Genomic DNA, 26,354 nt, shown 5'->3' with positions numbered 1-26,354 from the left:
TCCCTCGTCACTCGAGGTGGTGGTAGTCGAGTTCGTAGCCCGCCTCGAGCGCCTCCTGGACGGCGTCGCTGGGTTCGGCGACGCCGCGGCGGCGAAGCGTCATTCCGGTGCCATCGTCGGTGATCGTGAGATTCGCTCGCCAGGACGGGTCGGTCTCGGGATAGTCGGTGCGATGATGTGCGCCGCGAGACTCGGTGCGCTCTGTCGCCGCCCGGAGTATCGCGTCCGCCATGGTGAGGCTGAACGCGAGGTCGACGGCGAACTCGAACGACTGGGACGTCCGGTCGCCCTCGACCCGGAGGTCGGCCGTTCGGTCGCGAAGCGTGGCGAGCTTCCGTCGGCCCTCCTCGAGACTCCCCTCGTCTCGAAGGATTCCGGCGTGGTCCCACAGCAGGTCACCGAGGTCCGAGAGCAGTTCCTGCGGGGTGGTGTCGCCGTCTGCGGTCTCGAGTGCAGCGAGCGCGCGAAACTCCCGCTCGGCGAGCGCGCGCTGGCCGTCGGGGAGGTCGGGGTCGTCGTCCGCCTCGGTCACGCGGTCGCCGACGTGTTCGCCGACGAGTTTGCCGATGGCGACGGTTTCGGCCAGGGAGTTGCCGCCGAGACGGTTCGCACCGTGGACACCCGCCACGGTCTCGCCGACCGCGTACAGTCCCCCGACGCCGGTCTCGCCGGTCCGGAAGTCGACGTCGACACCGCCCATCGTGTAGTGGGCGGTCGGCGCGATCTCCATCGGCGCGTCGGTGATGTCTACGCCGAGCGACTGGAACCGCTCGTACATCGTCGGGAGGCGTTCTTTGACGTACTCCGGATCGCGGTGGGAGATGTCGAGGTAGACCCCGCCGTTCTCGGTCCCTCTGTCCTCTCGTAGCTCCTGGGCGATCGCCCGGGCCACCACGTCGCGGGCGTCGAGTTCCATCTGGTCCGGCGAGTACCGCTCCATGAACCGCTCGCCGTCCACGTTGTAGAGTCGGCCGCCCTCGCCGCGAACGGCTTCCGTGACGAGCCTCCCGTCCCACTCCTGGCCGTAGCGTGCGCCGACCATTCCGGTCGGGTGAAACTGGACGAACTCGACGTCCAGCAGCGTCGCCCCCGCCTCGAGCGCCATCGCTGGCCCGTCGCCGTTGTTCTCGTCGGCGCGCGAGGAGTGGCGATCGTACAGCGCGGAGAAGCCGCCGGCGGCCAACACGACGTGGTTCGTCCGGAACAGGAGATCGTGGCCGTCCTCCATGTCGAAGCCGACGGCACCGTAGACGCGGCGACCGTCCGACAGCAGCCGCGTGATCATCACGTTCTCGCGGTAGGGTACCTCGAGTTCTCGGACTCGCTCGATCAGCGTCTCGAGCATCGCCTCGCCGGTCCGGTCGCCGACGAAGCAGGTGCGCCGGTACGACTGCGCGCCGAAGTATCGCTGGTCGATCCGCCCGTCGTCTGTACGATCGAACGGCGTCCCCCACGCCGCGAGTTCGCGAATCCGGTCGGGCATGTGTTTCGCGGTCAGTTCGACGGCCTCGGGATCGTTGAGGAAGTGTCCCTCCTTCAGGGTGTCCGCGGCGTGGATCGTCCAGTCATCCTCGTCGTCGCGCGATCCGAGGGCGGCGTTGACGCCGCCGGCCGCCCACGTCGTGTGGGCGTCGCCGTGGTCGCGCTTGCCGACGACCAGCGATTCGACGCCGCGCTCGGCCAGTTCGATGGCGACTCGAGCACCTGCCGCTCCCGCGCCGACGATCAATACCGGGACCGATCGCTCCTCGTACTCGACGGGACCGTCCCCTCGAGTCGCTCCGTTCGTCGAATCATCGACGATGCGCTCGACGTCGCCGATCTGCACACCGCCGCCGGGCCTTTCGTGGTCACTTGGGGACGTGTCTGTCATCAGTACGAGATAGGTGCCGTACGCGTATAGGCGTCTCGCAGGTTGCCGTTTCGTACACTCCGGCTCCGAAACGTGTCAGATGGAACTCGGAAGATTTCGCCACTCGAAAGTTCACACCATTGCGTCTGGCGGCGGGATCGGTTCAGTCGGCTCGAGTTCGTCTCGCCGGTGGAAGATCGTCCGTGAACGCGTAGCGCGCCCCGACACCGGCGAGTCCGGCGACTGCCACCCGCAGACCCGTCCCGACCGTGACCTCGAGGTATCCGAGGGCGAGGCGTCCGAGCGGTTCCGAAGCGGCGTCTAGCAGCCCTCGAAGCGCGAACTGGCAGACGGCGCTGCCGATCGCCGCCCCGAGAAACAGGACGACCGCGAACGCGGCGTACGATCCCGACTCGCCGAGCCAGCGGACGGCGACGACGCCGACGACGAAGACGCCGAGCGGTTCGACGAGGAGCGTGAGGAGGTTGGTTCCGATGGCGAGCGCCGAGAGTTCCGCAGTCGTCTCCAGTCCGAAGTACTCGAATCCGATCGTGGTACTGTAACGGCTCAGGACGGCGACGACGCCGGCGGCGACTGCGACGAGGAATCCGACGACCAGGGCGTTTCTGGAGGACATGCATCTGTGATCAACTGTCAGAAATAAAATTTTACCGGTGGCTCGAGCGCGTCGACGTCGGGTCCACCGCGATCCGAGCGCAGTCGACGCAGCGAACCGCGCTAGTCGCCGCCCCCGTCGGGCGTCTCGGGTTCGACGTTCGAGAGGCGCATCGCGTTGCCCGTCACGCCGAGGCTCATCCCCATGTCGCCGACGACGACCGCGTGGACCACCGTCACGATCCCGAACGGCGCACCGGCGGCGAGGACGGCTTTCACCGCCAGACTCGACCAGATGTTCTGTCTGATCACGCCGTTTGCCTTCCGGGCGAGTCGGTAGAGGTACGGCAGGCGCGTGAGGTCGTCACCCATGAGCGCGACGTCGGCCGTCTCGAGTGCGGTGTCCGTGCCGGCGGCTCCCATCGCGACGCCGACGGTGGCCGTCGCGAGCGCGGGCGCGTCGTTTATCCCGTCGCCGACCATGACGACGTCGCCGCGTTCGTCCTCGAGGCGGCGGATCTCCTCGAGTTTCTCCTCCGGCAGCAGTTCGGCGTGGTACTCGTCGATGCCGACCGCCTGGGCGATCGCGCGGGCCGTCCCCTCGTTGTCACCGGTGAGCATCACGACGCGGACGCCCTGCGCTTGCAGCCGGGAGACGGCCCACGACGCGTCGGGGCGGACTGCGTCGGCGACGCCGACGACGCCGAGCAGTCGGTCGTCGGTACCGACGAGGACCGCCGTCTTCCCCTCGCGCTCGAGTTTCTCGACGGCGTCCTCGAGGACGTTCAGGCAGTCGCCCTCGTCGCACTGCTGGTTGGCCGACTCGAGGAGTCGCCCGCCGTCGGTCGTCACGTGTGCGTGCTCGAGGTCCAGTCCGAGGCCGTCGAAGAGGTCGGGCTTGCCGACGTAGTGGGTCACACCGTCGACGTCACCGCTGACGCCCCGGCCGGTCAGGGCCTCGAAGTCGTCGACCGCGACGTCCCCGCCGATCCCGCGGTCGGCCGCGTGGGCGACGATCGCCTCGCCGATCGGGTGTTCGCTGCGCCGCTCGAGGGCGCTCGCACGCCGGAGCACCGTCTCCTCGTCGACGCCCTCGAGGGCGACGACGTCGGTCACGGAGAGGTCGCCGGTCGTCAGCGTCCCCGTCTTGTCGATCGCCAGGACGTCGCTCTCGCCTGCCGCCTCGAGGTAGCGACCGCCCTTGATCAGGACGCCGTTTCGGGCGGCGCTCGTGATCCCGGAGACGACGCTGACGGGCGTACTGATGACGAACGCACAGGGACACGCGATGACCAGCAGCGTCAGCCCCCGCAGGAACCACGTGTTCCAGGACGCACCGACGACCAGCGGCGGCCCCGCGGCGACGAGGATCGCCAGCGCGACGACGATCGGCGTGTAGACGTCGGCGAATCGCTCGACGAACTGCTCGCGGTCGGTCCGCTCGCGTTCCGCCGACTCGACTAATCTGACGATCCGCGAGATCGTCGAGTCGGCCGCGTCGCTCGTGACCTCGACCTCGAGGTAGCCCGACTCGGTGATCGTCCCGGCGAAGACCTCCTCACCGGGCGTCTTGTCGACGGGAACGCTCTCGCCGGTGATCGGGGCCTGGTTGACCGCACTCTCGCCCTCGCGGACGACGCCGTCGGCCGGAATCTTCTCGCCCGGCCGGACGACGACCACGTCGCCCGCCTCGACCGTCTCCGCTGGCACCGTCTCCTCGGTGCCGTCGTCTCGCAGGACCGTCGCCGTCTCCGGCGAGAGGTCGATCAGTTCCCGCAGCGAGTCCCTGGCGCGGTCCATCGAGAACCGCTCGAGCAGTTCGGCGACGCTGAAAAGCACCGCGAGGGTGGCCCCCTCGAAGGGGTGGTGGGTCGCCACGGAGGCGAGGATCCCGACGGTCATCAGGAAGTCGATGTCGAGACTGCGGTTGCGCGCCGAGTAGTAGCCGTTGCGGACGATCGGCGCGCCGGCGATCGCGGCCGCGACGACGAAGAGGACGTGCGAGACGGCGAACGACCGGCCGGCGAGCGTAAAGAGCGCGGGATCGACCGTGGGGAAGAGAAATCGCAGGGCGAGTCCCGTCACGACCAGGACGGCACCGATCGCCGTCGTGCCGGCCCGACGACTCGTCCAGACCTCGTTCGGGTCGCGGAACCGATCGCCGCCGCCGTCGAGCGGCGTCGCCTCGTAGCCGGCGCTCTCGATCGCCGAAATCGCGGTCTCGGTGTCGCTCGCCCCGCCGGAGACCGTGGCGGTAACCCGGCCGGCCGCCGGCTGGGTCTCGACGTCCGAGACGCCGGGGACGTCCTCGAGTGCGTTCTCGACTTTGGTCGCACACGAGGGACAGTCCATCTCCGGGACCGACAGCGCCAGTTCGGTCTCGCTCGACTCGACGACGTATCCCGCCGCCTCGACGCGGTCGCGAACGTCCGCGTCGCTGACGACGTCGGGGTCGTACTCGACGATCAGGGTGCCGGCCGCCACGCGCGCCTCGAGCCCCTCGATCCCGTCGAGTCGCTCGACGCTGTTCGTCACCTTCCCCGCACAGGACGGACAGTCCATCTCCGGGACCGACAGCTCGAGAATTCGCGTCGAGCCGTCCGTCGACGCCGAGGCTGGTGGTTCCTGCTCGCTCATCACCGATCAGTACGGGAGCCGTCCCTATACGGATTATTTGGCGCGCGCCAAACTCGTGGTCTGTCGTCGGTGCCCCGTGGCCGTCAGAGACCCGGCGAGAGCGCCTCGAGCGAGTCGTCGGCGTCGACGAACGCCGTCGCGAGTTCGGCTTCCGCCCGTCGCAGCCGGTAGGAGAGCGTCGACCGCGGAACGTCCAGTTGCTCGGCGAGTTCCGACAGGTCGATCCGTCGCGGCGTCTCGTAGTAGCCGCGCTCGACGGCGACGCGCAGCGCGTCGCGCTGTTCTTTCGGGAGCGACTCGGGTCGCTCCTCGCGGGAGCGATCCGGGTCGAGGTCTGTCAGCCGGAGCATCTCCATGCCCGCGCAGTGCCCAACTTCGTCGCCGAGCGCGTCGAAGAAGTCGTGAATCGGCGCGTCGTTCGCGAGGACGATCCGCCAGCGATAGCGCCGTCCCTCCCGGTAGGTCTCGAACAGCAGTCCCTCGCCGAGATACTCGAGCGCGAGGTGGGGGACCGACTCGCAGACGTCCGTCCGGTCCCAGTAGGTGTAGACGACGAGCGTGTCGTCCGACCGATCGAGCACCTGCGTCTCGCAGTCGGCCCCGCAGTCGTCTTTCACGAGACAGTCTGCACAGTAGGTCGACTCGCGGTAGGCGGCCTCGAGCGCCTCGAGTCCCGCCGTCGAGCCGCTCGCGTGGTCGACTCGCCAGAGGCTCTCCTCGGTGACGTGACACGACAGCGAACGGATCGTCGTGTCGGGGTACGCCTCGAGGACGTCGGCGACCGGGTTCGTTCCGGCGTCGTACTCGAGGGCGAAGACGAACTCTCTCATTGCCCGTTCGTACGGGCCGAGACGGCAAAGGAGTCACGCAAACGCCGTCGGGAACAGGTCTGATGGCCAGTCCACTTCGACGTTTCTGTCGACGAAGAACTGCCACCAACCGGATTCGCGTAGCGTCAGCGGGGCAGCGGTGGCGAGAGGGGAGACGAGTCGGGGCGGCTCAGACGGGTAGTGTGCCTAGAATCCTTTACCGAGCAGTTCGCGGGCGATGATGTTCTTTTGGATTTCGGTCGTTCCCTCGTAGATCTGGGTAATCTTCGAGTCGCGGTAGAACCGCTCGACGGGGAAGTCGTTGACGTAGCCGGCACCGCCGTGGATCTGGACGGCCTCGTCGGCGACGTCGGTCGCGACGCGGGAGGCGTACTCCTTGGCCATCGAGGCGAGCTTCGTGATGTTCTCGCCCTGGTCGACCTTCCAGGAAGCCTTGTAGGTCAGGTTGCGCGCGGCCTCGGTCTTGGTGTGCATGTCGGCGAGCTTGTGCTGGATGGCCTGGAACTCGGAGATCGACTGGCCGAACTGCTCGCGATCCTGGGCGTACTCGAGTGCGGCTTCGGAGGCACCTTTCGCGATGCCGACGCCCTGGGCGGCGACCGCGACTCGAGTCTGGTCGAAAAACTGCATCTGCTGCATGAAGGCGGCGTCTCGAGTCCCGATGAGGTTCTCCTCGGGAACGCGCACGTCGTCGAAGATGAGCTCGGCGGTGTCCGACGCCCGAATACCGAGCTTGCCGGTGATCTTGTCGGCGGAGAAGCCGTCGCGGTCTGCCTCGACGACGATCTGGGAGAAGCCGTTGTACCGGCCCTCGGCGTCGGGATTGGTCTTACAGAGGACGACGAAGAAGTCGCCGACGGTACCGTTGGTGATCCACATCTTGTTCCCGTTGATCACCCACTCGTCGCCGTCTTTCTCGGCCGTCGTCGAGACCGAGGAGACGTCAGAGCCGGTGTCCGGTTCGGAGATGGCCGCGCCGGAGATCTTCTCGCCGCGAGCGACCGGCTCGAGGAAGCGTTCTTTCTGGTCTTCGGTCCCGAACTCCATGATGGCCTCACAGCCGAAAGAAGAGGCGACGATCGAGAGCGCGATCCCGGGGTCGACGGCGAACAGTTCCTCGACGATGATCGTCGTGTCGAGGATCGAGTAGCCCGCGCCGCCGTAGTCCATCGGGATGTACGGACCCGTAAGTCCCATCTCGGCTGCCTTCTCGACGATATCGTGTGGGAACTTCTCTTCGACGTCGTACTCCTCTGCGTGGGGCGCGATCTCGTTCTCGGCGAAGCGTCGAACTTCCTCGCGAATCTGTTGTTGTTCGTCAGTAAGTCCGAAATCCATAACGTCGCATTCTTGCCTGAACGATAAAGAGCTTTGTAACCGGGAGTAAACTGAAACAGAGTTTTGTTTTCGAGAGAGGGAAACGTTCAAACGGGTTCCGGTTGCATACTCGACTATGGAACTCGAGGAAATCAACACCATCGCAGTTCTCGGTGCCGGCAACATGGGTCACGGGATCAGTGAAGTCGCCGCCCTCTCAGGGTACGACGTCAACATGCGTGACATCAACGACGAGTTCGTCCAGAACGGCTACGACCAGATCGAGTGGTCGCTGGGCAAACTCGCCGAGAGCGACCAGATAACCGAGGACGACGCCGACGCCGCCCTCGAACGGGTGACGCCGCTCGTCGACCTCGAGGAGGCCGTCGCCGACGCCGACGTCGTCATCGAGGCCGTTCCAGAGAAGATGGAGATCAAACGGGACGTCTGGGAGGACGTCGAGGCCTTTGCCCCAGACCACGCCGTCTTCACGACGAACACCTCGAGTCTGTCGATCACCGACCTCTCGGAGTTCACGGAGCGTCCCGAACGGTTCTGCGGGATGCACTTTTTCAACCCGCCGATCCGGATGGACCTCGTCGAGGTCATCTCCGGCGAGCACACCGACGACGCCACGCTCGACGTCGTCGAGGCGCTCGCGGAGGACTTCGGGAAGACGCCAGTACGCGTCCGGAAGGACGTCCCCGGGTTCATCGTCAACCGCATCCTCGTCCCGCTGATGAACGAGGCCGCCTGGCTCGTCGAGGACGACGTCGCCACCATCGAGGAGATCGACGCGACGACGAAGTTCGACGTCGGGCTGCCGATGGGGAGTTTCGAACTCGCAGACTACGTCGGCATCGACGTCGGCTACCACGTCCTCGAGTACATGCACGATGTCGCGGGCGATCGTTACGAGCCGTGTCCGCTGATGAACGAGAAAGTCGAGAACGAGGAGTTCGGCCAGAAGTCCGGCAAAGGCTTCTACGACTACGAGGACGGTGACGGCGCGGACGTCTCGATGGACGAGGACCTGTTCAGCGAGGCCGTCAAGGAACGCCTGCTGGCCGTGCTCGCGAACGAAGTCGCCTTCCTCGTCGGGAACGACGTCGCCTCGCCCGAGGAGATCGACACCGCGGTCAAACTCGGCGGGCGCTGGCCGAAAGGACCCGCGAAGTTCGCCGACGAATACGGCATCGCCACGCTCTTCGACGCCCTCGAGGACGCCTACGAGGAGACCGAACACCCACGGTACGAGCCCTTCGACTACTTCGCTACCGTCGCCGAGGAAGGCGGCTTCTACGACGACACGGACGACGAAGACGGCGCGCCAGAGTTCGACACGATCGAACTGACCTACTCCGGTGACAAGGTCGCACAGATCGAACTCAACCGCCCCCAGCAGATGAACTCCATCAGCCTGGAACTCATCGAGGAACTCGACGCCGCACTCGACCTCGTCGAGGAGGACGACGACGTTCGCGCGCTCTTGCTGACGGGTGCCGGCTCGAAGGCGTTCTCCGCAGGCGCGGACTTCATGAGCATCGCCGGCAGCGGCACCGACCCGTTCGGTGCGGTCGAACTCTCGAAGTACGGCCAGGAGACGTTCGGCCGCCTCGAGGAGATCGAGATGCCAGTCGTCGCCGCCATCGACGGCTACTGTCTGGGCGGCGGGATGGAACTCGCGACGTGTGCCGACGTCCGGATCGCCACCACGCGCTCGGAGTTCGGCCAGCCCGAGTTCGACCTCGGCCTGCTGCCGGGGTGGGGCGGCACGCAGCGTCTCCAGCGCATCGTCGGCATGGGCCGTGCAAAAGAGATCATCTTCACCGCAGAGCGGTTCCCCGCCGAGGAGATGGCCGAGTACGGGTTCGTCAACGAGGTCGTCGAACCCGACGAGTTCGAGACGGCCGCACACGAGTACGCCGCGAAACTCGCCGGCGGCCCGCCGCTCGCGATGCGCTTTACCAAGCGCGCGATGCACAGCGGCTGGGACAACCACGAGGCCGGACTTGAGGTCGAGTCGATGGGCTTCGGACACGTCGTCAACTCCGAGGACGTCCACGAGGGTATCAACGCCTTCTTCGGCGACGACGAACCCGAGTTCGAAGGCAAATAACGCCGGTCTCGACGCTCTGACTGTCGGTCTCGCCAGCGAACGGGCGTGACGGTTCGACGAGTTGTCGAGACCGGCCGGCGACCCGTCCGGCACTCGTTTGCGACACGGGATCGTCCTCGTCCAATCTCCTTCTCTCGCGCGTTCGCAGATCGGCCGTCGATGACCGAATGGTAAACCGTACGACGACGATCCGTGAATACCCGATCGCGTCACGAGTGCGATCGCAACGGCCTGATTCGCCCGACGGGATAACGGTGAGCGCGAGCTTTATCACTGGTTACTACCATGGGAAACCTGTAATGCTATCGATGAAGGGACAGGAGGGGGCCCGTCGATGAGCGACGGACCTGACGTGCTCGTCGTCGACGACGAAACCCAGCTCGCGGATCTGTTCGCGATGTGGCTCCAGCAGGACTGGGCCGTCGCGACGGCCTACGACGGCGAAGAGGCGCTCGAGATGTTGTCCGATTCGCTCGAGGTGGTCCTCCTCGATCGGCGAATGCCCGGGCGTTCGGGGGACGACGTCCTCCGGGAGATCCGGGACGTCGGATGCGACTGTCGGGTCGTCATGGTGACCGCGGTCGATCCCGACTTCGACATCATCGAGATGGGCTTCGACGATTACCTGGTCAAACCGGTCTCGAAGGACGAACTCGTCGAGGTCGTCCAGAGCGTCTCGAGGCGAGCCGACTACGAGGCCGACGTCCAGCGGTACTACTCGCTCGTCTCGAAGAAGGCGCTCCTCGAGGCAGAGAAGACGGAGTGGGAACTCGAGGACAACGAGGAGTACCGGCGACTCCGCGAGCGCGTCGACCGCCTTCGGAAGCGAGTCGACGATACCGTCTCGGGGATGACCAGCCACGACGACTTCGTGGGCGCATTTCAGGATCTCCGGTCCGAGAACTGATCGGTCTAGGGCGCCTGTCGGTAGACGAGGTTGCGCTGGACTTCGTTTGCCCCCTCGTAGATGACCGGAACGCGTGCGTCCCGGTAGACGCGAGCGATGCGTCGCTCGTCGAGAACCGACCGGCCGCCGTGGAACTGCATTCCCTGTTCGGCGACATCGACTGCAGTTTCGGTCGCTTTCGTCTTGGCCATCGCCGCCCAGTAGCCCTCGTTCGTGCGGTTTGCGACGTTCTCGCAGGCGCGCCAGGTCAACGTGCGAGCGCTCTCGAACGCGGTGAGCATGTCCGCGAGCCCGTGCTGAACCGACTGGAACTGATTGATCGTGCGGCCGAACTCCTCTCGTTCGTGGGTAAACTCCCAGGCTTCCTCGATGGCGGCCGCAGCCAGGCCGATCCCGTGGCCCGCGACGATCACCCGGCCGTGGTTAAAGAAGTCGGCGAGCAGCATGAAGCCGGCCCCTTCGCTGCCGATCAGGTTCTCCGCGGGGACGCGACAGTCGTCGAAGGTGATGTGTGCCTGCTTCGAGGCGCGCATCGCCATCTTCTCGGGGATGTGCTCGGCCTCGTACCCGTCGGTGTCCGTCGGGACGATGAAAAGCGAGTGGTTGCTGTACCGGTCGTCCTCGTCGTCGCCAGTCTGCGCGTAGACGGTCACCCAGTCGGCCTCGACGCCGTTCCCGATCCAGTACTTCTCACCGTTCAACACGTACTCGTCGCCGTCTCTCTCCGCCTGCGTCTGCATCCCCGCGAGGTCGCTTCCCGTCTCCGGTTCCGAGACGGCAAGCCCCGAGAGCTGGTCGCCCTCGGCGACGGGACGGACGTACTCCTCGCACTGCTCGTCGGTGCCGTACTCGTAGGTCATCTCGCAGCCGAAGCTGGCGAGCTGGAGCGTCAGGGCGATTCCAGCGTCCGCCCGGTAGAACTCCTCGGTGAGCGCGAGCAGTTGCGCCAGATCGAATCCTCGTCCGCCCCACTCTTCGGGGACGTCCTGGGCGACGAGACCCGCGTCCTGTCCGGCCTCGAGTATCTCTCTGGGGTACTCACCCGACTGGAAGTACTCCCGGGCGTTCGGTTCGATGTACTCGCTCGCGAACTCCCGTGCCTCGGCTTTCACGTCTCGAGCGCGTTCCGGAATCAGGCTGTCGTCGAGAAGCTCCATACGAAATATTCGGCATCGAGTCGTTTATAACCAAATATTGGTCCCCATGAACGTATTCGTCTTCGATACGTTGCAGGGCGCTACGATACAGCTGACACTGCATACCTGATGCGATTCGTAGAACAGTGTATGAAACTCGAGCGGCGTTGACGAGACGGTTCGCGTCTCGTTTGCACACCAGCAATCGAAGATTTCTGGGGAGGCTGTATCCTCTCCCTGCTCGCGCCTTCGGCGCTCGCTGATACTACTGGACAACACTCAGTACATACCTGATCGCGACTCGAGTGTGTTGCCGACGCAACCGCAAGACGGTTCGCGGTTGCGGCGGTACAGACTCACAGCCATCGTTCTGACGTGGTCGCCGCCGCGATTTCCGTATCGGTGCCGACTGTGTACAGAAGCGGCGTGACGACCGATCAATGGAAAGAAGGAGTCCGACACGTCGAGGAGTGCTGTCTCGATTCCAGTGAGGTTCAGCCAGCATCTGTCGCGAGCGCGCTCGCGAGATCGAGCAATTGAACCGCGGCTGTGTCTCCGATTCGGTAGTACGTCCACTTCCCTTGCCGTCGCGTCTTGACGAGCCCTGCATCTTTGAGTTCTCGAAGATGGCTAGCGACTGTCGACTGGGGCGCGTCCAAGACGACTTGCAGTTCACACGCGCACAACTCACCATCTCTGAGTGCTTCGAGGATTCGAATTCGGTGTTCGTTCGCCAGCGCTTTGAACACTGTGAGCGGGCCCTCCACCTGTTCATCGTCTGGAGCGAGTTCGAACAGCGACGTCAGTCGATTCTCCGGGTTCTCGTACAGTCGTTCGAGCGTCTGACGCGTTGATTCGGGCACTGAGTCGGTCATTCTTCCGTCTGTTTGTCTCTTATTTCGCGTCTCCCGTGAAGTATCTACTCGTATCTCGGGTCAACTCTGGTCCTTCGGTGTGTGGCAACGTGCTAGTCGATGTCCTGCACCCACAAATCGATGATGTTCGGTTTGGCACTAATCGGTTGCGGTCACTGGCCTGTGCACCACCTCGCGAAGGGATATATTGGGATCGACTATCTCAAAGAAGGAGGTTGAACAGTAGCCCGATAATCATGATACCCGTAGCGACTGTCACCGCAAACGATACGATGAGTTCCTTTTCCATCACCTTCTTGAGGATCATGAACTGCGGGAGCGAGAGTGCGGCGACGGACATCATGAACGCGAGTCCCGTACCAACGGGCAGTCCCTTCCCGATGAGCGATTCGACGACCGGGATCACGCCGAGGATGTTCGTGTAGATCGGCACGCCGACGGCGACCGCGCCGAAGACACCAAGCGGTCCAGACAGGTACCCGGTCACGATCGCCTGTGGAACGAAGCCGTGGATGGCTGCTCCGAGTCCAACACCGACCACGACGTACGGGAGGATGTCGGTGATGATGTCTTTCGCTTCGACGTACGCCTGTCGTGCACGTTCTCTGTGCGTTGGCTCGTCGATGTCGACGTCCGAATTGCCGAAATCGAACTCTTTGATGTACCTGTCGAGGCCGGCCTTGTTCAGGACGAACCCGCTCGTCATTCCGATGGTGATGCCGCTTACAGCGTACAGTGCCGTCAGTTCGAACCCGACGACACCTGGGAGAACGACGAGTGCGGCCTCGTTAATCATCGGGGAGACGGCGAGGAACGTCATCGTGATGCCAAACGGGATACCTGCCCCGACCATGCCGAGGAATATCGGAATCGTCGAGCACGAACAGAACGGCGAGACGATGCCGAGCAGTGCGGCGAGGAGGTAGCCGGTAATCGCCCGCTTGCCCGCGAGGTAATCTCTGATTTTCTCTGGCGGGAAGTACGTCCGCAGGTAGCCGACACCGAAGATCACCGCCACCAGCAGCGTGACGATTTTCAACGTATCGTAGACCCAGAAGTGGACTGCTGCTCTGGGTGCACCGGTCAGGCCGAGGGTATCGACGACCCACGTCGCAAACTGCTCGAAGACCATCTCGGCTACAGGCGCTCCTCGATGTACTCTTTCAGTTCTGCTTCAGATGGATTCGACCCAGTGAACACCATCTCGTCGTCGATTTCGAACCCGGGTGTCGACATGATGCCTTTCTCGGCAAGCTTCACGGTGTCGCCTTCCTTCTTGACCTCGGCGTCGAATCCGTGCTCGTCGACGACGTTCTGCGTTTTGTCTTTCAGGTTCGAACAGTTGCTACAACCGTCTGGTCCGTAGATCGTGATTTTCATCGTTCACCTCTGGCCGCTCCAACACCGTGAGCGCGACTGTAGACACTGCCACGGGCGACTGAACTCGTTCGACCTGTGGCGGTCACGGTCTCGCCAGGTTCCGGAGCTGCCATACATATCGCCATTTTTCGGTTTGACACAAATACGTTTCGATAATATTCGATTCGTTTTCACCGATCGGTCCGAGTATGATGGGCTATCCGGTCCTCTGGCAAACTGATCCACACCACGTGATAACCCCCGAATCCCGATTTATCGGCGCTGTAGGGCGGAACACTGACGCCAAGAGCGTAGCTAATCGAAGTCGGCTTCTCTGAGTGGTTTCTTTCGGATTGCGGTAGTCAAATCGACACAACTAAATTTGACTAGATCGGCTTCAGAGCTACGCATAACTCGGCGCAGTATCGACCGTGTTCGCCTTCTGGGTGACCGTCTGAATCGTCGGTACGGATCGTCACTACTCGATCAGACAGTCTCGCATCGTGGCTGTGTGGCCGACACCAGTACGATGCGAACGATTCGAGATATCTCAATTTGATTCCCACTTTAGAGGGAGGCGTCTCAAACGAGGTTCGGACACGACGACCCAACAGCGGAACTCACACGGATGACAGGGGAAAGCCCTTCATACGGACCGCGGTACGGCGTCCCGCAGCGACCGCCTCCCGCCCAGCCGCTGCGGCAAAGCGGGACAGCAGCCCGTATCAGCCGTGTGGGGACGTCAAATCTGGCCGACGACGAATGGCACCACACGACGCCGATCTACCGCCGGAAAGGAATCGCGAAACTGAAACGGTGTACACACTGCTCGCGACTCGGCGGCCAGTGCTGGCGGTACCTCGCCAGTACCGGCTGCGCCGCTCGAGCAGTGTGCGATGACTGTCGGGTGGCTACTCTCGAATCGGCGGTCCGTCGCCGATTTCGACTGCCTCGAGGCGAAGACGTACGACGCGTTCGGAACGACCGTCGACCGGAGGTCGGCCGCCGCCGTCAATCCGGAACCTGCGTGACGAAGGTCTCGTTTCGACGGCGGAGCTGTGAGATGTCCCACACCACGTCGCTGACGAGGTGTGCGTACAGGACGGCGGCGGTGAGTACGGCGAGTTCGGTGCTCTCGAGTGCGAGTACGGGAGCCAGTACGCCGACGATGACGAGGTGACTCAACAGTCTCGAGAGGACGCCGACGTCGCCCCGTTCGAAGATTCCATCCTGGTCGACGAGGGCGGTACGGGGGTTCTCGAGACAGAATCGAAGGGCGTCCCAGCTGCCCGTCTTGATCCGGGCGATGACGAAGTGATCGAGATCGATCAGGACACCGGCGGCGACCGCGTACGCGACGAGGAAGAAAGCGGGAACCTCGTATCCGAAGAGAGCGATCGGCGAGAACGCGTACGCCACCGCCGTGCCGACGACGAACGAGATGGCAGCGTGGTGTTTCGAGTAAATCGGCGGTCACCCGTCCTCGACGACGACGTGGAGGTACAAAACCGTCTCGCCCGGTTTCAGCCTCGACGAGAGCGACGACTGGCCGCTACGTCCCCTCCAACCGTGCTCTACCCGGTCAGGCCGACGAACGGCCAGTCATCGCTCTCGGCGTTCTCGTCGCCGATACTCGGCGCGCTGACGAGGACGAACGCGCTCTCGCGGTCGCCGTTTTTGATCTGGCGCGTCGACTCCGGCGAGATCCACACCGCGTCGCCGGTCTCCATCTCGACCGCTTCGCCGTCGACGACGACCGTCGCCTTCCCCTCGATGAGGACGTAGACCTCCTCGTGGTCGTTGTCGGTGTGGTCGTGTGGCCTGCTGTTCCAGCCGGGGTCACAGCGGGCGATCGTCACGCCGACCTGTTCGGTCTCGAGTGGCTCTCCGAGAAAGTGCATCGCGTTCGATACCTGCTCGACGTCTTCGTAGTTGACCTTCGTGTACGACATCCTACCGTCCTTTTCGAGGGGCAAATAGTAAAACCACGCTACTATTGTCTGTTTGCGGTCCGTCTCCGGCGTCGGCAGGCCGCGTTCGTCCTACCGGGCAACAGTCATACGGCCGGAAAACAGTCAGTGACCGCCCCGATCGCGTCTCGCGTGCGATCGATGTGTGAATCGCGCTGTCCGACAGTATCAGCCCTGGTGGGCGATCGGATCGAAGTCGTCGACGGGAATCACCGAGTAATCGACGGTCAGCGCGTCTTTCGTCGCCCGGATCTTGCCGACGAACGTCGAGATGTCCTCGAGCGTCCCCTCGAGGACGAACAGTTCCATACAGTAGTGGTTGCCGACGTGACTGTGGAAGTTCGAGGCGACCAGCTCCTCGTGTTCGTGACGGAGTTGCATCATCCGTTCCTCGACGCTCGTCGTCTCGTAGTCGAACAGTACCGTGACGATCCCCATCAGGTCGCGATCCTCGAGTCGGGTGTCCTCGAACTCGCCCAGGAGATTTCGCGAAGCTTCCCTGACGACTTCGCTCCGGCCGGTGTAGCCGTGCTCGTCTGCGAACTGGTCGATCCGCTCGAGAAGTTCGTCCGGCATCGAGACGCTGACGACTGCCATATAACAACTCGGGCCCGTGCGAGTATTAACCCTTATCATACGCGAGCTGTGAGCCGGCTCTCGACCCGGTCAGAGAGACGGCACTGCCGTCTGGCGTCGACTGGTACCGATAGGCACAAGACGTTCTCCCACGAGGCACACGCACACTGCATGTATCTCGCCCACGAGACGTGGCCAGACCTCGAGGAGTACGTCGCAGGCGAGTCGCTCGCGGTCGTCCCGCTCGGCTCGACCGAACAGCACGGGCCACACCTCCCCGAGGGGACCGACTACCTGATCGCTCGGGCGCTCGCCCGCGCGGCGACCGACCGAACGGGACACCTCTGTACGCCGCCCGTGACGGTCGGCGTCAGTCCCCACCACCGGCAGTTCCACGGGACGACGTGGGTCGACGCGCCGGTCTTTCGGGACTACGTCGAGAGCCTCTCGCGGAATCTCACCTACCATGGGATCGACCGCATCGTCTACGTCAACGCCCACGGGGGGAACGTCGACCACCTGCGCGAGGTGGGCCGTCGGCTGCGCGACGACGGCACTGCCTACGCCGTCGAGTGGATGTGGGACGAGTCGATCCCCGATCTCATCGACGAGGTCTTCGAGACGCCCGGTCCCCACGGCGGACCGAAAGAGACCGCGATGATCATGCACATCGCCCGCGACCTCGTCCGAGAGGAGCGCCTCGAGGACGCGCGCGACGGCGGCCGGACCGACCTCGAGAACGTCCCGGCGACCCTTCACGGCGCGCGCGTCTCGTACGACTCCGTGGAGATCAGCGACAACGGCGTCTTCGGCGACCAGACCGACGCGACGCCCGAGATCGGCGAGCGGCTGTTCGAGGCTGCGACGGACCAGCTCGTGGCACTGCTCGAGTGGCTCGACGACCAGCCGTTCGACGACCTGGTTCCCGACCCCCACGTCGATCCACAGCCCGGAAGCAGGCGGTGACCGCGGCTCGAGCGACGCCCGGCGGCAGCCGACGAGCGTGGTACCCAACAGGTATTTATACGGCCGGGTGCACGTCCCATCAACATCGGTGACGACGTGATTCCGACTCTCGAACGTTCGGACCGGTTCAGACTCGCACTGGCACTCGGCTTTTTCGCCGTAGCGGGCGCGACGAACCCGTCTCTCGACTCCGGAGTGGGGACTGTCGTCGCCACGTCCTTCGCTGTGGTCGGGGTCTACGCGCTCGCCCGGCACGCACGGACGATCTCGAGGAAGCGACTCGCGATCCTCTCGATCGGCCTCTGGTGTGCGTTTCTCGTCCTCTCGCTTGCGTACCTCGTCGGCCTCGAGACGGTCGCGGCCAGCACCCCCGGCGGGAGGGCCACCACGATCGCGCTCGTCGACGGCGTGACGTGGTCGATGCTCCTCGGTGCCGGCGGCTCGACGGCGTTTCTCGGATTCCGCGAACTCGGCGCACAACGGGGATCGGAGTCGCCGGAAGAGCAGGTCCTCGACCAGGACCTGGACCTCTAGGGCGTCGCGGTTCGGCTCTTGGGAAGTGATACAGGCGAGGTTCGGTCGAGAGCACCGCCAGTTCCGGTCGTTTTCACGCGACTCGAGAGGATCGCCGCCAGTTCGTCGATCTCAGGCGATCCGATAGCTCACCGCGATTCCCTCCCCGAGGGGCAACGCGATCGTCTCGAAGGCCGGATCCGCCGTCACCGCCTCGAGATAGTCGGCGATGCCTCGGGTGTGTTCGTTGACGTCGTCCGGGCCCTCGATGTCCTCGTCGGGTCGCTGCCCGCGTCTCGCTTTCGCCTCGTTCTCGACGATCTCGAGCAGTTTCTCGAACTGGATGGGGCCGGCCCGCATCGCGTTGTCGGCGACGATCGCGCCGCCGACGGGGACCTTCGATCGGACCGCCTCGAAGGCGTCGACGTACCGGTACTTCTGGTGGTCGATCAGGACGACGTCGAAGGGACCGTCGTAGCGGTCGACGGTCTCGAGTGCGTCGCCGAGTTCGTACCGCGCGACGTCGTCGTAGCCACCCTTTGCCATGTACTCGCGGGCCAACTCGAGTTCGTCCTCGTCGACCTCCGTGAGGACGACCTCGCCGTCGTCGGGCAGCGCGTCGGCGAACCAGTAGGCGGAGTAGCCGTAACCCGAGCCGAACTCGAAGATTCGCTCGGCGTCGGTCAACCGGGCGAGCAGTCGCAGGAACCCGCCGACCTCGGGGCCGACGTGGGGGAACCCCTCGGCGGCCGCGTGCTCGTCCATCTCGAGTAACGTCTCGTCCGGGTCGGGTCCGACCGCGCGAACGAACCGCGCGACGTCGTCGGTGAGAACGTTCATACGTGGCTCGGCGGCACCGATCCACCTAATCCTTCGGATGGCGGAACGGCGGCTACGTGGTTTTGCACCGTCTCGCTCGCGTGGGATCGCTATGCGTCGATCAGTACCTCCGTCGCTTTGATCACCGCGTCGACGTCGTCACCTTCTGCCAGTCCGAGTCGGTCGACCGAGTTGCTCGTAATAATCGCGGCGACGGTCTGGCCGTCGTCCAGTTCGAGGACGACTTCCGCAATCGGGTCGTTCGTCTCGACGGACTGTACCGTTCCGGTGAGCCTGTTTCGTGCACTCAGCGTCATGCGACGGTTCCTATCTCAGTCACGGGGTTAACGATTTGCCCAGAAATGCCAGCCCTGGCCAAATGCCAGCCCCGGCCGCCACCGTCCTGGACTCGAGGGGTGTCGGCCGTCAGTGCTCCGCGAGGTTTACCGAGACGTGCTTCGTCTGGAGATAGGAATCCAGCGCCTCGAGTCCCTTCTCTCGACCGATACCGCTCTTCTTGAAGCCGCCGAACGGCGTCTGATTCGAGTCGCCGAACCACTCGTTGACGTACACGCTTCCCGCCTCGACGTCGCGGGCGATCCGGAGCGCTCGTTTGACGTCCCTCGAGAAAACGCCGCCGGTGAGGCCAAACTCGACGTCGTTTGCGATCTCGACGGCCTCGTCGCGGTCCGAGAACGGGATGACGGCGAGGACGGGGCCGAAAATCTCCTCGTTCGCGATACGCATCCCGGGGTCGACGTCCGAGAACACCGTCGGCGGGACAAAGTGACCCTCGCGATCGAGCGCCTCGCCGCCACACTCGAGGGTCGCTCCTTCGCGGGTCCCGACGTCGATGTACCGCTTGACTTTCTCGAGGTGGGCGGCGTGGTTGAGCGGCCCCATGTCCGGGTCGTCGACGCCGGGGCCGAGGTCGTACGACTCGGCTACCTCGACGATGTGGTCGACGAACTCGTCGTACCGTGATTCGTGGACGATCGCGCGGTCGGCGGCAGAACAGATCTGTCCGGCGTTGGTGAAGATGCCGGTGGCGATCCAGTCGACCGCTTCCTCGAGGTCGGCGTCTGGCATGACGATCGCCGGATTCTTTCCGCCGAGTTCGAGCGTGACGGGCGTGATCGTCTCGGCCGCCGACGTCATGACGGCCTGCCCCGTCGGGACGCTGCCGGTGAACGTGATGGTGTCGACGCCGTCGTGTGCCGTGAGCGCCGCGCCGGGTTCGGTCTCGCCGGTGACGACGTTTACGACGCCGTCGGGGATGCCGGCTTCTCGGCAGCACTCGGCCAGCTCCAGCGCCGTAAGCGGCGTCGTCGGAGCGGGTTTGACCACGACGGTGTTGCCGGCGACGAGTGCTGGCGCTACACCGCGAGCCGTGATGTTGAGTGGGAAGTTCCAGGGGATGATCTGAGCGCTTACGCCGTACGGTTCGCGAACGGTGAGGTTCAGCGACTCGTGGCCGAGCGGAATACTCTCGCCCTCGAGTTTGTCCGCCGCACCGCCGTAGTACTCGAAGTACCGCGCGGCGCCCTCGACGTCCTGCCGTGCCTGTGACAGCGGCTTGCCCTGATCGCGACTCTCGAGGCGTGCGAGTTCCTCGGTCCGTTCCCGGAGTATCGCGCCGACTCGCTCGACGATCCGCCCGCGCTCTACCGGGGACTTCGTTCGCCAGGCCGAGAACGCATCACTCGCGGCCGCGACCGCCCGGTCGACGTCGGCTTCGGTTCCGGCCGCCACCTCGGCGATCGGTTCGCCCGTGGCGGGATCGGTGCTCGTGAGATGCTCGTCGGACGATGCAGCGACGTATTCGCCCCCGATGAAGAGGCGGGAGTAGTTTTGCTCGTCTGTCATGGTCGATCTCGCTCAGCAGTTGGATACTACCCAACTATTCTGGTAGTTACTGTACCACAGCTAGCAAGTTGCGGATAAATAAAACTCTATGACATTAATCTGATGATATAACCAGATGTGATTTCAAATTTGGCGCACTATCCGGGAGATGAAACAACTAGTGATTCATCCGTCCCGGCTTGCATCGGCGCGCCGTCCGCGCCAGCAGATACTTTTTGAGTTTCCACATCGTTATCACACGCGAGATGTCCGCGGACAATCCAGTCTCCGAGCACGTCGAGAACCTCGTCTACGAACCCGCGCAGGTTCACGACCACGGCGTCGACCTCACGGTCAGCGCCATCTACGACGTCGTCGCGCCTGGCCGACTCGACTTCGGCGGTGACGAACTCGAGGACGCGGACCTCGAGCCACACCCGACGACGAAACGGAATCCGGACGACGAGTACGAGTGGTGGGATCTCGAGGGCGGCCAGTACGTGATCCAGCACAACGAGTTCGTCACTGACGTCGAAGAACCGCTGTTCTTACAGCCGCGACACGAACTGCTGGCACGTGGCGGTTCGCACCCATCGATGCGGGTGTTCGACCACCTGCCGCTGGTGCCGTTGTCCGTCGCCGACGGCGGCCTTCGCCTCAAGGAGAACGCGCGCGTGTCGACGTTATTGCCGGCGACGGTGGATCGACCGTAGCCGGAACCGCCATCCGGCGCGACGGTGACGTCCAGTGTGTCGGCTCGAACGAGAACCGGCCGTTCGAACTCGTCGTACGGCTCTGGACCGTCTGCAAAGCCGGTTCAGCACATATTCTGGTGGCGGCCGTCGCGTCGAACGGACGATCCCGACTCGTCCGGGAACCGTCTCCCGGCCGGACATACATGATGATCGTCCATTAACTACATTTGCATTTGCGCGGTAGCGTATAATGTACAATGGTAACAATTGATATGGAGCAACCGGAGGGTCGCAAAGAGGCCCTGCGCCGAATGCTCACGATCCGGCTGTTCGACGAGACCGCCGAGAAGCGGTTCCTCGACGGCGACATTCCAGGGTTCGTCCACCCGTACATCGGTGAAGAGGCGGTCGCCGTCGGCGCGATCGGGGCGCTCGAGCCGGACGACTACATCACCAGCACGCACCGGGGACACGGCCACTGTCTCGCGAAGGGACTCGACCCGGAGCGGATGATGGCCGAACTGTACGGGAAACGCGAGGGCTACTGCAAGGGGAAAGGCGGTTCGATGCACATCGCGGACGTCGACGCCGGCATGCTGGGCGCAAACGGCATCGTCGGTGCCGGACCGCCGCTGGCGACCGGCGCAGCGTTTAGCATCCAGTACGACGACCGCGACCAGGTCGCGCTGGCGTTCTGTGGCGACGGCGGCATCGCTCAGGGGCAGGTCCACGAGGCGATCAACATGGCGGCCACGTGGGACCTTCCGGTCGTCTACGTCGTCGAGAACAACCAGTACGGCGAGGGGACGCCTGTCGAGAAACAACACAACGTCGAGAACCTGAGCGACACCGCCCACGCCTACGACATCCCCGGGTTCACGATCGACGGGATGGACGTGACGGCGGTGTACGAGGCCGTCGCCGAGGCCCGAGACCGGGCCGACGCCGGCGACGGCCCCACGCTGATCGAGGCGAAGACGTACCGCTATCGTGGCCACTTCGTCGGCGACGAAGAGGAGTACCGCACCGACGACGAGGTCGAGCGCTGGCAGCGCGAGGACGACCCGATCGAGACGTTCAAACAGCGACTCGTCGACCGCGACGAACTCACCGACGAGGAGTTCGAGCAACTCCGCGAGGAGATCGCGACGGCCGTCGACGAGGCGGTCGAGCACGCGCGAGAGGCACCGACGCCGGAACCGGACGAGGCCTACGAGGACATGTTCGCGGAACCGGCACCCGAAATACAGCACTTCGCGGCGCAGTTCCGCGCCGACGGCGGCGAGCGAGGTGACGACCGATGACAGCACACGCAGAACTCGAGACCGAAGCGACCGATCGGATGACCGTACGCGAGGCGATCAACCAGGCCCTCCGCGAGGAACTCGAGCGAGACGAGGACGTCTTCGTGATGGGCGAAGACGTCGGCGTCATGGGCGGCGTCCTCGGCGTCACCGACGGCCTTCTGGAGGAGTTCGGGGAAAAGCGGATCGTCGACTCGCCGATCAGCGAGGCCGGACTCGCAGGTCTCGGCACCGGGGCGGCCGCGACCGGCACGCGCCCGGTCATCGAGATCATGTTCTCGGACTTCCTGGGCGTCGCCGCCGAGCAGATCATCAACCAGATGGCGAAGATGCGCTACATGTTCGGCGGGAAGATCGAGATGCCCGTGACCGTCCGAACCACCGAGGGCGGCGGGATGGGTGCCGCGAGCCAGCACTCGGGGACCATCCACACCTGGATCGCACACTTCCCCGGCCTCAAGGCGGTCGCGCCGGGAACGCCGGCGGCCGCCAAGGGACTGCTGAAGTCGAGCATCCGGTCGAACGACCCGGTGTTCTTCTTCGAGAACAAGATGATCTACGAGGACAGCGGCGAGGTCCCGGTCGACGAGGAGTTCACGATCCCGATCGGCGAGGCGTCGGTCGAACGCACCGGCGACGACGTCACCGTCGTCGCGACCCAGCGCCTCGTCGGCGAATCGCTCGGCGTCGCGGACGACCTCGAGGGCGACGTCGACGTCGAAGTCATCGACCTCCGGTCGCTGTACCCACTCGACACCGACACGATCGTCTCGAGTCTGGAGAAGACGGGCCGACTCGTCGTCGCCGACGAGAGTCCGCTCTCCTACGGCACCCACGCGGAAATCGCGACGCGGGCCATGGAGGAGGGATTCTTCAGCCTCGACGCGCCCGTCCAGCGAGTCGGAACGCCAGACACGCACATTCCGTTCAGTCCGCCGCTCGAGGAGGAGGTCCTTCCCAGCGGGGCCGACGTCGAAAACGCCATCAACCGGATCGTCTGACCCAGGCGTTTTCACCGTGGCAACCATTGGACTCGTCGTCAACCCCGCAGCAGGGCGTGACATTCGTCGGCTGACCGGCGGTGCGAGCGTCGTCGACGACTACTCGAAGCGACGAATCGCCGAATGCGTGGCCGCTGGCGTGGGCGTTGCAGCGGACGAGTGCACGCTCGCGGTGATGCCGGACAGCGCTGGGATCGGTGCCCACGCCGTCTCGGAGGCCCCAGCGGCGGTGACGGCGGACTTACTCGAGATCTCCGTCGAGGGGGGCCCGGCGGACACGCGTCGTGCCGCCGCGCGCTTTCGGGACGAGGCCGACGTCGTGGTCGTCCTCGGCGGGGACGGGACGAACCGCGACGTCGCCCACGAGGTCGGCGACGTCCCACTCGTGAGCGTCTCGACCGGGACGAACAACGTCGTGCCGACGGCGGTCGACGGGACGGTCGCGGGTGCGGCGGCGGCGCTGATCGCGACCGAGGCGGTCGATCCCGACGCGGTCAGCATCGACCACGGAATGGTAGAGGCGGTCGCCGACACGCCGACGGGCGAGAGTCGACTCCAGGGGCTGGCGACGCTCGGCGTCCTCGACGTGGAGTTCGTCGGCACCCGCGCGATCCTCGACCCATCGACGGTCGTCGGTGGCGTCGTCTCTCGAGCGTTCTCCGCCGAAATCGGCCTCTCGAGCGTCGCCGGCGCGCTCACGACCCACCGTCCCGGAACGCCCGGCGGCGTCGGCTTCCGACTCGGGCCGCCGGAGACCGCCGCGGAGACGGTACAGGCGATCGTCGCCCCCGGCGTAGTCGAGCGCGTCGGCGTCGAGGAGTGGCGACCGCTCGCGGCCGACGAGTCGACGCGATTCGAGGTCGATCGCGGCGTCCTCTCGGTCGACGGCGAGCGCGAACTCGAACTCCAGAACGCGGTCGTCGACGTTGCACCGATCGACGACGGCCCCAGAATCGTCGACGTCGACGCCGTATTCGTGGCTGCAGAAGGTGCGTTGCGAACGGATCGACTCGAGTGACCGCAGTCGTCCCGTTTCGATCCGATCTCGAGGTCACTCGGTGAGCGGCAACACGACTCCGAAGAGCAGCGGCGAGAGAAAGCCGACGAGGAGACCGCCGACTGCCAGGTCGAAAAACAGCGTCTGTTCCCACGCCGGGATCGATTCGAAGTACGCGTTCCCGATCATCGCACCGCCTACGCCGACGACGAACAACCCCAGTCCGAGCAGCAGTCCGCGCTTCGTCAACGTCGGATAATCGAGGGTGCCGTATCGTCCCATGCCAATAGGCTCGACGGTCGATACCGTAAGTATTGCTATCCAGCGAGTGGAAATATCACCCCTGACTCGCCGCGTCTCGACGCGAATCACTCTGATCGTGCGCTCACGCCCGCGTCCAGTCGAGGTCGACGGGGAGGTCCTCGCGCAGCAGTTCCGAGACGTGACACGTCCGTTCGCCGTTTTCGACGATCCGCCCGAGGACGTCGTCGTCCGCGTCGGCCGCAATTTCGACGTCGACGGTGACCGACTCGAGTGACCCCTCCGCCGGCTCGCCGGTCATCTCGACGTCGACGGACTCGAGGTCGACGTCGCGGATGTCCGCCTGGATGGCGATGCTTCCCGAGAGGCAGGCGGCGAACGCGCCGAGGAAGTGATCGACGGGCGTCGGGGCGTCGCCGCCGCCGAACTGCGCTTCGGGGGCGAACTCGTACTCGAACGATCCTGCCGAGACCGTCCCGGTGAACTCCGGCCCCGCCGAGGCCGTCACCGACCGGTCGGGGCGCGTGACTGCGGCCGCCTCGGTCGGCGTGACGCCCTCGAAGAGGTCCCACGGTTCCTCGACGTACTCGACGAGCGTGGCGAGGAACCGGGCAGCGTCGGCACCGTCGACGATCCGGTGGTCGAACGAGAGGTCGAGCGGGAGCACCGGACGCACCGCGGGCTCGCCGTCGTCGCCCGGAACGACGCGCTCCTCGAGACTGTCGACGCCGAGGATCGCGATCTGCGGGGGATTGATGACCGGATCGAACGACTCCACGCCGAGGACGCCAAGGTTCGTGACGGTGAACGTCCCGCCCTGCAGGTCGTCCATCGTGTACTCGCCCTCGAGCGCGAGGTCGGTGACGCGCCGCCGTTCGTCGGCGAGTTCGTCGATCGACAGCGACTCGACGTCGCGCATCGCCGGCGTGACGAGTCCCTCCTCGACGTCGACGGCGATGCAGACGTGCTGGGCGTCGTAGATCCGATGGACGCCGTCCTCGTAGGTCGCGTTGAACTCGGGGTGCTCGATCAGCGTCGCGGAGAGCGCTCGCAGGAGGACGTCGGTGACCGAGACGTCCCCCTCGAGCTGGTCGGACGCCGCCGTCGCAGCGGCACGCAACGCCGCCGCGTCGGCCGTTCGGTGTTCGGTGACGTGGACGGCCTCGCGGTAACTCTGGCCGAGTCGATCGGCGATCGTCCGTCGCATCCCGCTCAGTTCGCGCTCTTCGACGCCGTCGCCGCCCGCCGCCTGCGCCTCTTCGACGTCCTCGGCGGTGACAGCCCCCTGCACGCCCGTCCCCTCGATGGTCGCGAGGTCGACGCCCAGTTCGTCGGCCCGCTGTTTGGCACGCGGCGTCGCCTTTACGTCACTGGTGTCTGCCGATCCCGCATCGGGTTCTGTCGCCGTGGCTGTCGACTCGGCCGGTTCGGGTGTTTCGTCGGCCTCGGCGTCGACCTCGAGGTCGCTCTCGACTTCCTGCTCGAGGTCGGACACGTCGGCGTCTTCGGGAGCCAGAATGCCGATCGGCGTGCTCGGCGGGACCGTCTCGCCCTCCTCGAGGTAGGTTCGACGCAGGATGCCGTCCGCTCGCGCCTCGACCTCACCGATGCTCTTTTCGGATTCGATCTCTGCGATCAGTTCTCCCTCCTCGACTGTCTCCCCCTCCTCGATCGCCCACTCGAGGAGCGTCCCCTGTTGCATCTCGAGGCCAAGTTTTGGCATTCGAATGATATATGACATTAATACACGTCCGTTCGAC

The 26,354-nt window shown here is 64.9% G+C and carries 26 protein-coding genes; 9 read left to right on the top strand and 17 right to left on the bottom strand.

Annotated elements, in window-relative coordinates; all coding sequences use genetic code 11:
- Positions 1 to 7: 7 nt before the first annotated feature.
- From MU558_RS18475 to MU558_RS18455, 5 genes are all read right to left on the bottom strand, one after another.
- Positions 8 to 1,873 (bottom strand): L-aspartate oxidase, encoded by a 1,866-nt coding sequence (locus tag MU558_RS18475; RefSeq protein WP_246970601.1) that lies wholly within the window; start codon positions 1,871 to 1,873, stop codon positions 8 to 10.
- Positions 1,874 to 2,015: 142 nt separating this feature from the next.
- Positions 2,016 to 2,489, bottom strand: a complete 474-nt coding sequence (locus MU558_RS18470) for a hypothetical protein (protein WP_246970598.1) — start codon at positions 2,487 to 2,489, stop codon at positions 2,016 to 2,018.
- Between the two features lie 101 nt (positions 2,490 to 2,590).
- Complete coding sequence (locus MU558_RS18465) at positions 2,591 to 5,104, bottom strand: heavy metal translocating P-type ATPase (RefSeq protein WP_246970597.1); 2,514 nt, start codon at positions 5,102 to 5,104, stop codon at positions 2,591 to 2,593.
- An 83-nt stretch (positions 5,105 to 5,187) separates the two neighbouring features.
- Positions 5,188 to 5,934 (bottom strand): helix-turn-helix domain-containing protein, encoded by a 747-nt coding sequence (locus MU558_RS18460; RefSeq protein WP_246970594.1) that lies wholly within the window; start codon positions 5,932 to 5,934, stop codon positions 5,188 to 5,190.
- Positions 5,935 to 6,120: 186 nt separating this feature from the next.
- The gene (locus MU558_RS18455) at positions 6,121 to 7,272 is read right to left on the bottom strand and encodes an acyl-CoA dehydrogenase family protein (RefSeq protein ID WP_246970592.1); all 1,152 of its coding nucleotides are present in this window, start codon (positions 7,270 to 7,272) and stop codon (positions 6,121 to 6,123) included.
- A 115-nt stretch (positions 7,273 to 7,387) separates the two neighbouring features.
- Here MU558_RS18455 and MU558_RS18450 point away from each other — a divergent pair, with 115 nt between their 5' ends.
- Both MU558_RS18450 and MU558_RS18445 read left to right on the top strand, forming a co-directional pair.
- Positions 7,388 to 9,370: a 3-hydroxyacyl-CoA dehydrogenase/enoyl-CoA hydratase family protein gene (locus MU558_RS18450; protein WP_246970590.1), complete on the top strand. Its 1,983-nt coding sequence runs from the start codon at positions 7,388 to 7,390 to the stop codon at positions 9,368 to 9,370.
- 334 nt (positions 9,371 to 9,704) lie between these two features.
- A complete protein-coding gene (locus tag MU558_RS18445) occupies positions 9,705 to 10,277 on the top strand; it encodes a HalX domain-containing protein (protein WP_246970588.1) in 573 nt (190 codons plus the stop codon).
- 5 nt (positions 10,278 to 10,282) lie between these two features.
- Here the strand turns inward: MU558_RS18445 and MU558_RS18440 are convergent, their stop codons facing one another.
- The 4 genes from MU558_RS18440 to MU558_RS18425 all read right to left on the bottom strand — a co-directional run bounded on the left by MU558_RS18440 (position 10,283) and on the right by MU558_RS18425 (position 13,668).
- Positions 10,283 to 11,434 carry an acyl-CoA dehydrogenase family protein gene (locus MU558_RS18440; RefSeq protein ID WP_246970586.1) on the bottom strand — a complete coding sequence of 384 codons (1,152 nt, stop codon included), beginning with the start codon at positions 11,432 to 11,434 and terminating at the stop codon, positions 10,283 to 10,285.
- 473 nt (positions 11,435 to 11,907) lie between these two features.
- Positions 11,908 to 12,288, bottom strand: coding sequence for an ArsR/SmtB family transcription factor (locus MU558_RS18435; RefSeq protein WP_246970584.1), 381 nt, complete (start codon positions 12,286 to 12,288; stop codon positions 11,908 to 11,910).
- 202 nt (positions 12,289 to 12,490) lie between these two features.
- Positions 12,491 to 13,420 (bottom strand): permease, encoded by a 930-nt coding sequence (locus MU558_RS18430; RefSeq protein ID WP_246970581.1) that lies wholly within the window; start codon positions 13,418 to 13,420, stop codon positions 12,491 to 12,493.
- A gap of 5 nt (positions 13,421 to 13,425) precedes the next feature.
- On the bottom strand, positions 13,426 to 13,668 hold the full coding sequence (locus MU558_RS18425; RefSeq protein ID WP_246970579.1) for a thioredoxin family protein: 243 nt from the start codon (positions 13,666 to 13,668) through the stop codon (positions 13,426 to 13,428).
- Between the two features lie 875 nt (positions 13,669 to 14,543).
- On the opposite strand from MU558_RS18425, the gene MU558_RS23200 reads away from it, so the two are divergent.
- On the top strand, positions 14,544 to 14,678 hold the full coding sequence (locus MU558_RS23200) for a hypothetical protein (RefSeq protein WP_265781476.1): 135 nt from the start codon (positions 14,544 to 14,546) through the stop codon (positions 14,676 to 14,678).
- Here MU558_RS23200 and MU558_RS18420 read toward each other — a convergent pair.
- The 3 genes from MU558_RS18420 to nikR all read right to left on the bottom strand — a co-directional run bounded on the left by MU558_RS18420 (position 14,659) and on the right by nikR (position 16,214).
- Positions 14,659 to 15,066, bottom strand: coding sequence for a hypothetical protein (locus MU558_RS18420; protein WP_246970576.1), 408 nt, complete (start codon positions 15,064 to 15,066; stop codon positions 14,659 to 14,661). The genes MU558_RS23200 and MU558_RS18420 overlap by 20 nt on opposite strands.
- 155 nt (positions 15,067 to 15,221) lie before the next feature.
- The gene (locus tag MU558_RS18415) at positions 15,222 to 15,599 is read right to left on the bottom strand and encodes a cupin domain-containing protein (RefSeq protein WP_246970573.1); all 378 of its coding nucleotides are present in this window, start codon (positions 15,597 to 15,599) and stop codon (positions 15,222 to 15,224) included.
- 186 nt (positions 15,600 to 15,785) lie between these two features.
- A complete protein-coding gene (gene nikR, locus MU558_RS18410) occupies positions 15,786 to 16,214 on the bottom strand; it encodes a nickel-responsive transcriptional regulator NikR (RefSeq protein WP_246970570.1) in 429 nt (142 codons plus the stop codon).
- Between the two features lie 150 nt (positions 16,215 to 16,364).
- On the opposite strand from nikR, the gene MU558_RS18405 reads away from it, so the two are divergent.
- Positions 16,365 to 17,159: a creatininase family protein gene (locus tag MU558_RS18405; protein WP_246970568.1), complete on the top strand. Its 795-nt coding sequence runs from the start codon at positions 16,365 to 16,367 to the stop codon at positions 17,157 to 17,159.
- A 96-nt stretch (positions 17,160 to 17,255) separates the two neighbouring features.
- A complete protein-coding gene (locus tag MU558_RS18400) occupies positions 17,256 to 17,693 on the top strand; it encodes a hypothetical protein (RefSeq protein ID WP_246970566.1) in 438 nt (145 codons plus the stop codon).
- Between the two features lie 111 nt (positions 17,694 to 17,804).
- On the opposite strand, the gene MU558_RS18395 is transcribed toward MU558_RS18400, so the two are convergent.
- From MU558_RS18395 to MU558_RS18385, 3 genes are all read right to left on the bottom strand, one after another.
- Positions 17,805 to 18,512, bottom strand: a complete 708-nt coding sequence (locus tag MU558_RS18395; protein WP_246970564.1) for an O-methyltransferase — start codon at positions 18,510 to 18,512, stop codon at positions 17,805 to 17,807.
- An 89-nt stretch (positions 18,513 to 18,601) separates the two neighbouring features.
- Positions 18,602 to 18,808 carry a TOBE domain-containing protein gene (locus MU558_RS18390; protein WP_246970563.1) on the bottom strand — a complete coding sequence of 69 codons (207 nt, stop codon included), beginning with the start codon at positions 18,806 to 18,808 and terminating at the stop codon, positions 18,602 to 18,604.
- A 109-nt stretch (positions 18,809 to 18,917) separates the two neighbouring features.
- A complete protein-coding gene (locus tag MU558_RS18385) occupies positions 18,918 to 20,357 on the bottom strand; it encodes an aldehyde dehydrogenase family protein (protein ID WP_246970561.1) in 1,440 nt (479 codons plus the stop codon).
- Positions 20,358 to 20,602: 245 nt separating this feature from the next.
- Here MU558_RS18385 and MU558_RS18380 point away from each other — a divergent pair, with 245 nt between their 5' ends.
- The 4 genes from MU558_RS18380 to MU558_RS18365 all read left to right on the top strand — a co-directional run bounded on the left by MU558_RS18380 (position 20,603) and on the right by MU558_RS18365 (position 24,354).
- Positions 20,603 to 21,049 (top strand): dCTP deaminase/dUTPase family protein, encoded by a 447-nt coding sequence (locus tag MU558_RS18380; RefSeq protein ID WP_246970559.1) that lies wholly within the window; start codon positions 20,603 to 20,605, stop codon positions 21,047 to 21,049.
- 239 nt (positions 21,050 to 21,288) lie between these two features.
- The gene (locus MU558_RS18375) at positions 21,289 to 22,335 is read left to right on the top strand and encodes a thiamine pyrophosphate-dependent dehydrogenase E1 component subunit alpha (RefSeq protein WP_246970557.1); all 1,047 of its coding nucleotides are present in this window, start codon (positions 21,289 to 21,291) and stop codon (positions 22,333 to 22,335) included.
- Positions 22,332 to 23,336 (top strand): alpha-ketoacid dehydrogenase subunit beta, encoded by a 1,005-nt coding sequence (locus MU558_RS18370; protein WP_246970556.1) that lies wholly within the window; start codon positions 22,332 to 22,334, stop codon positions 23,334 to 23,336. Before MU558_RS18375 ends, MU558_RS18370 begins: the two co-directional genes overlap by 4 nt.
- Positions 23,337 to 23,352: 16 nt before the next feature.
- Positions 23,353 to 24,354, top strand: a complete 1,002-nt coding sequence (locus tag MU558_RS18365) for an NAD(+)/NADH kinase (RefSeq protein WP_246970553.1) — start codon at positions 23,353 to 23,355, stop codon at positions 24,352 to 24,354.
- Positions 24,355 to 24,387: 33 nt separating this feature from the next.
- Here the strand turns inward: MU558_RS18365 and MU558_RS18360 are convergent, their stop codons facing one another.
- Positions 24,388 to 24,615 (bottom strand): DUF7860 family protein, encoded by a 228-nt coding sequence (locus MU558_RS18360; RefSeq protein WP_246970550.1) that lies wholly within the window; start codon positions 24,613 to 24,615, stop codon positions 24,388 to 24,390.
- A gap of 103 nt (positions 24,616 to 24,718) precedes the next feature.
- Positions 24,719 to 26,335, bottom strand: coding sequence for a 2-oxo acid dehydrogenase subunit E2 (locus MU558_RS18355; RefSeq protein ID WP_246970547.1), 1,617 nt, complete (start codon positions 26,333 to 26,335; stop codon positions 24,719 to 24,721).
- Positions 26,336 to 26,354 lie beyond the last annotated feature (19 nt).

It is taken from the genome of Natribaculum luteum (genome assembly GCF_023008545.1).
GTDB lineage: Archaea > Halobacteriota > Halobacteria > Halobacteriales > Natrialbaceae > Natribaculum > Natribaculum luteum.
The sequence above is the reverse complement of the archived record's forward strand: the minus strand, read 5'-3'. Positions and strand labels throughout refer to the sequence as shown.

What these genes read in the sequence shown, in the direction of transcription:
- MU558_RS18475 (WP_246970601.1), bottom strand. Translation starts at nt 1,873, where the DNA reads ATGACAGACACGTCCCCAAGTGACCACGAAAGGCCCGGCGGCGGTGTG.
- MU558_RS18460 (WP_246970594.1), bottom strand. Translation starts at nt 5,934, where the DNA reads ATGAGAGAGTTCGTCTTCGCCCTCGAGTACGACGCCGGAACGAACCCG.
- MU558_RS18385 (WP_246970561.1), bottom strand. Translation starts at nt 20,357, where the DNA reads ATGACAGACGAGCAAAACTACTCCCGCCTCTTCATCGGGGGCGAATAC.
- MU558_RS18395 (WP_246970564.1), bottom strand. Translation starts at nt 18,512, where the DNA reads ATGAACGTTCTCACCGACGACGTCGCGCGGTTCGTTCGCGCGGTCGGA.
- MU558_RS18430 (WP_246970581.1), bottom strand. Translation starts at nt 13,420, where the DNA reads ATGGTCTTCGAGCAGTTTGCGACGTGGGTCGTCGATACCCTCGGCCTG.
- MU558_RS18445 (WP_246970588.1), top strand. Translation starts at nt 9,705, where the DNA reads ATGAGCGACGGACCTGACGTGCTCGTCGTCGACGACGAAACCCAGCTC.
- MU558_RS18415 (WP_246970573.1), bottom strand. Translation starts at nt 15,599, where the DNA reads ATGTCGTACACGAAGGTCAACTACGAAGACGTCGAGCAGGTATCGAAC.
- MU558_RS18440 (WP_246970586.1), bottom strand. Translation starts at nt 11,434, where the DNA reads ATGGAGCTTCTCGACGACAGCCTGATTCCGGAACGCGCTCGAGACGTG.
- MU558_RS18435 (WP_246970584.1), bottom strand. Translation starts at nt 12,288, where the DNA reads ATGACCGACTCAGTGCCCGAATCAACGCGTCAGACGCTCGAACGACTG.
- MU558_RS23200 (WP_265781476.1), top strand. Translation starts at nt 14,544, where the DNA reads ATGACTGTCGGGTGGCTACTCTCGAATCGGCGGTCCGTCGCCGATTTC.
- MU558_RS18455 (WP_246970592.1), bottom strand. Translation starts at nt 7,272, where the DNA reads ATGGATTTCGGACTTACTGACGAACAACAACAGATTCGCGAGGAAGTT.
- MU558_RS18370 (WP_246970556.1), top strand. Translation starts at nt 22,332, where the DNA reads ATGACAGCACACGCAGAACTCGAGACCGAAGCGACCGATCGGATGACC.
- nikR (WP_246970570.1), bottom strand. Translation starts at nt 16,214, where the DNA reads ATGGCAGTCGTCAGCGTCTCGATGCCGGACGAACTTCTCGAGCGGATC.
- MU558_RS18470 (WP_246970598.1), bottom strand. Translation starts at nt 2,489, where the DNA reads ATGTCCTCCAGAAACGCCCTGGTCGTCGGATTCCTCGTCGCAGTCGCC.
- MU558_RS18390 (WP_246970563.1), bottom strand. Translation starts at nt 18,808, where the DNA reads ATGACGCTGAGTGCACGAAACAGGCTCACCGGAACGGTACAGTCCGTC.
- MU558_RS18450 (WP_246970590.1), top strand. Translation starts at nt 7,388, where the DNA reads ATGGAACTCGAGGAAATCAACACCATCGCAGTTCTCGGTGCCGGCAAC.
- MU558_RS18465 (WP_246970597.1), bottom strand. Translation starts at nt 5,104, where the DNA reads ATGAGCGAGCAGGAACCACCAGCCTCGGCGTCGACGGACGGCTCGACG.
- MU558_RS18360 (WP_246970550.1), bottom strand. Translation starts at nt 24,615, where the DNA reads ATGGGACGATACGGCACCCTCGATTATCCGACGTTGACGAAGCGCGGA.
- MU558_RS18425 (WP_246970579.1), bottom strand. Translation starts at nt 13,668, where the DNA reads ATGAAAATCACGATCTACGGACCAGACGGTTGTAGCAACTGTTCGAAC.
- MU558_RS18375 (WP_246970557.1), top strand. Translation starts at nt 21,289, where the DNA reads ATGGTAACAATTGATATGGAGCAACCGGAGGGTCGCAAAGAGGCCCTG.
- MU558_RS18380 (WP_246970559.1), top strand. Translation starts at nt 20,603, where the DNA reads ATGTCCGCGGACAATCCAGTCTCCGAGCACGTCGAGAACCTCGTCTAC.
- MU558_RS18405 (WP_246970568.1), top strand. Translation starts at nt 16,365, where the DNA reads ATGTATCTCGCCCACGAGACGTGGCCAGACCTCGAGGAGTACGTCGCA.
- MU558_RS18355 (WP_246970547.1), bottom strand. Translation starts at nt 26,335, where the DNA reads ATGTCATATATCATTCGAATGCCAAAACTTGGCCTCGAGATGCAACAG.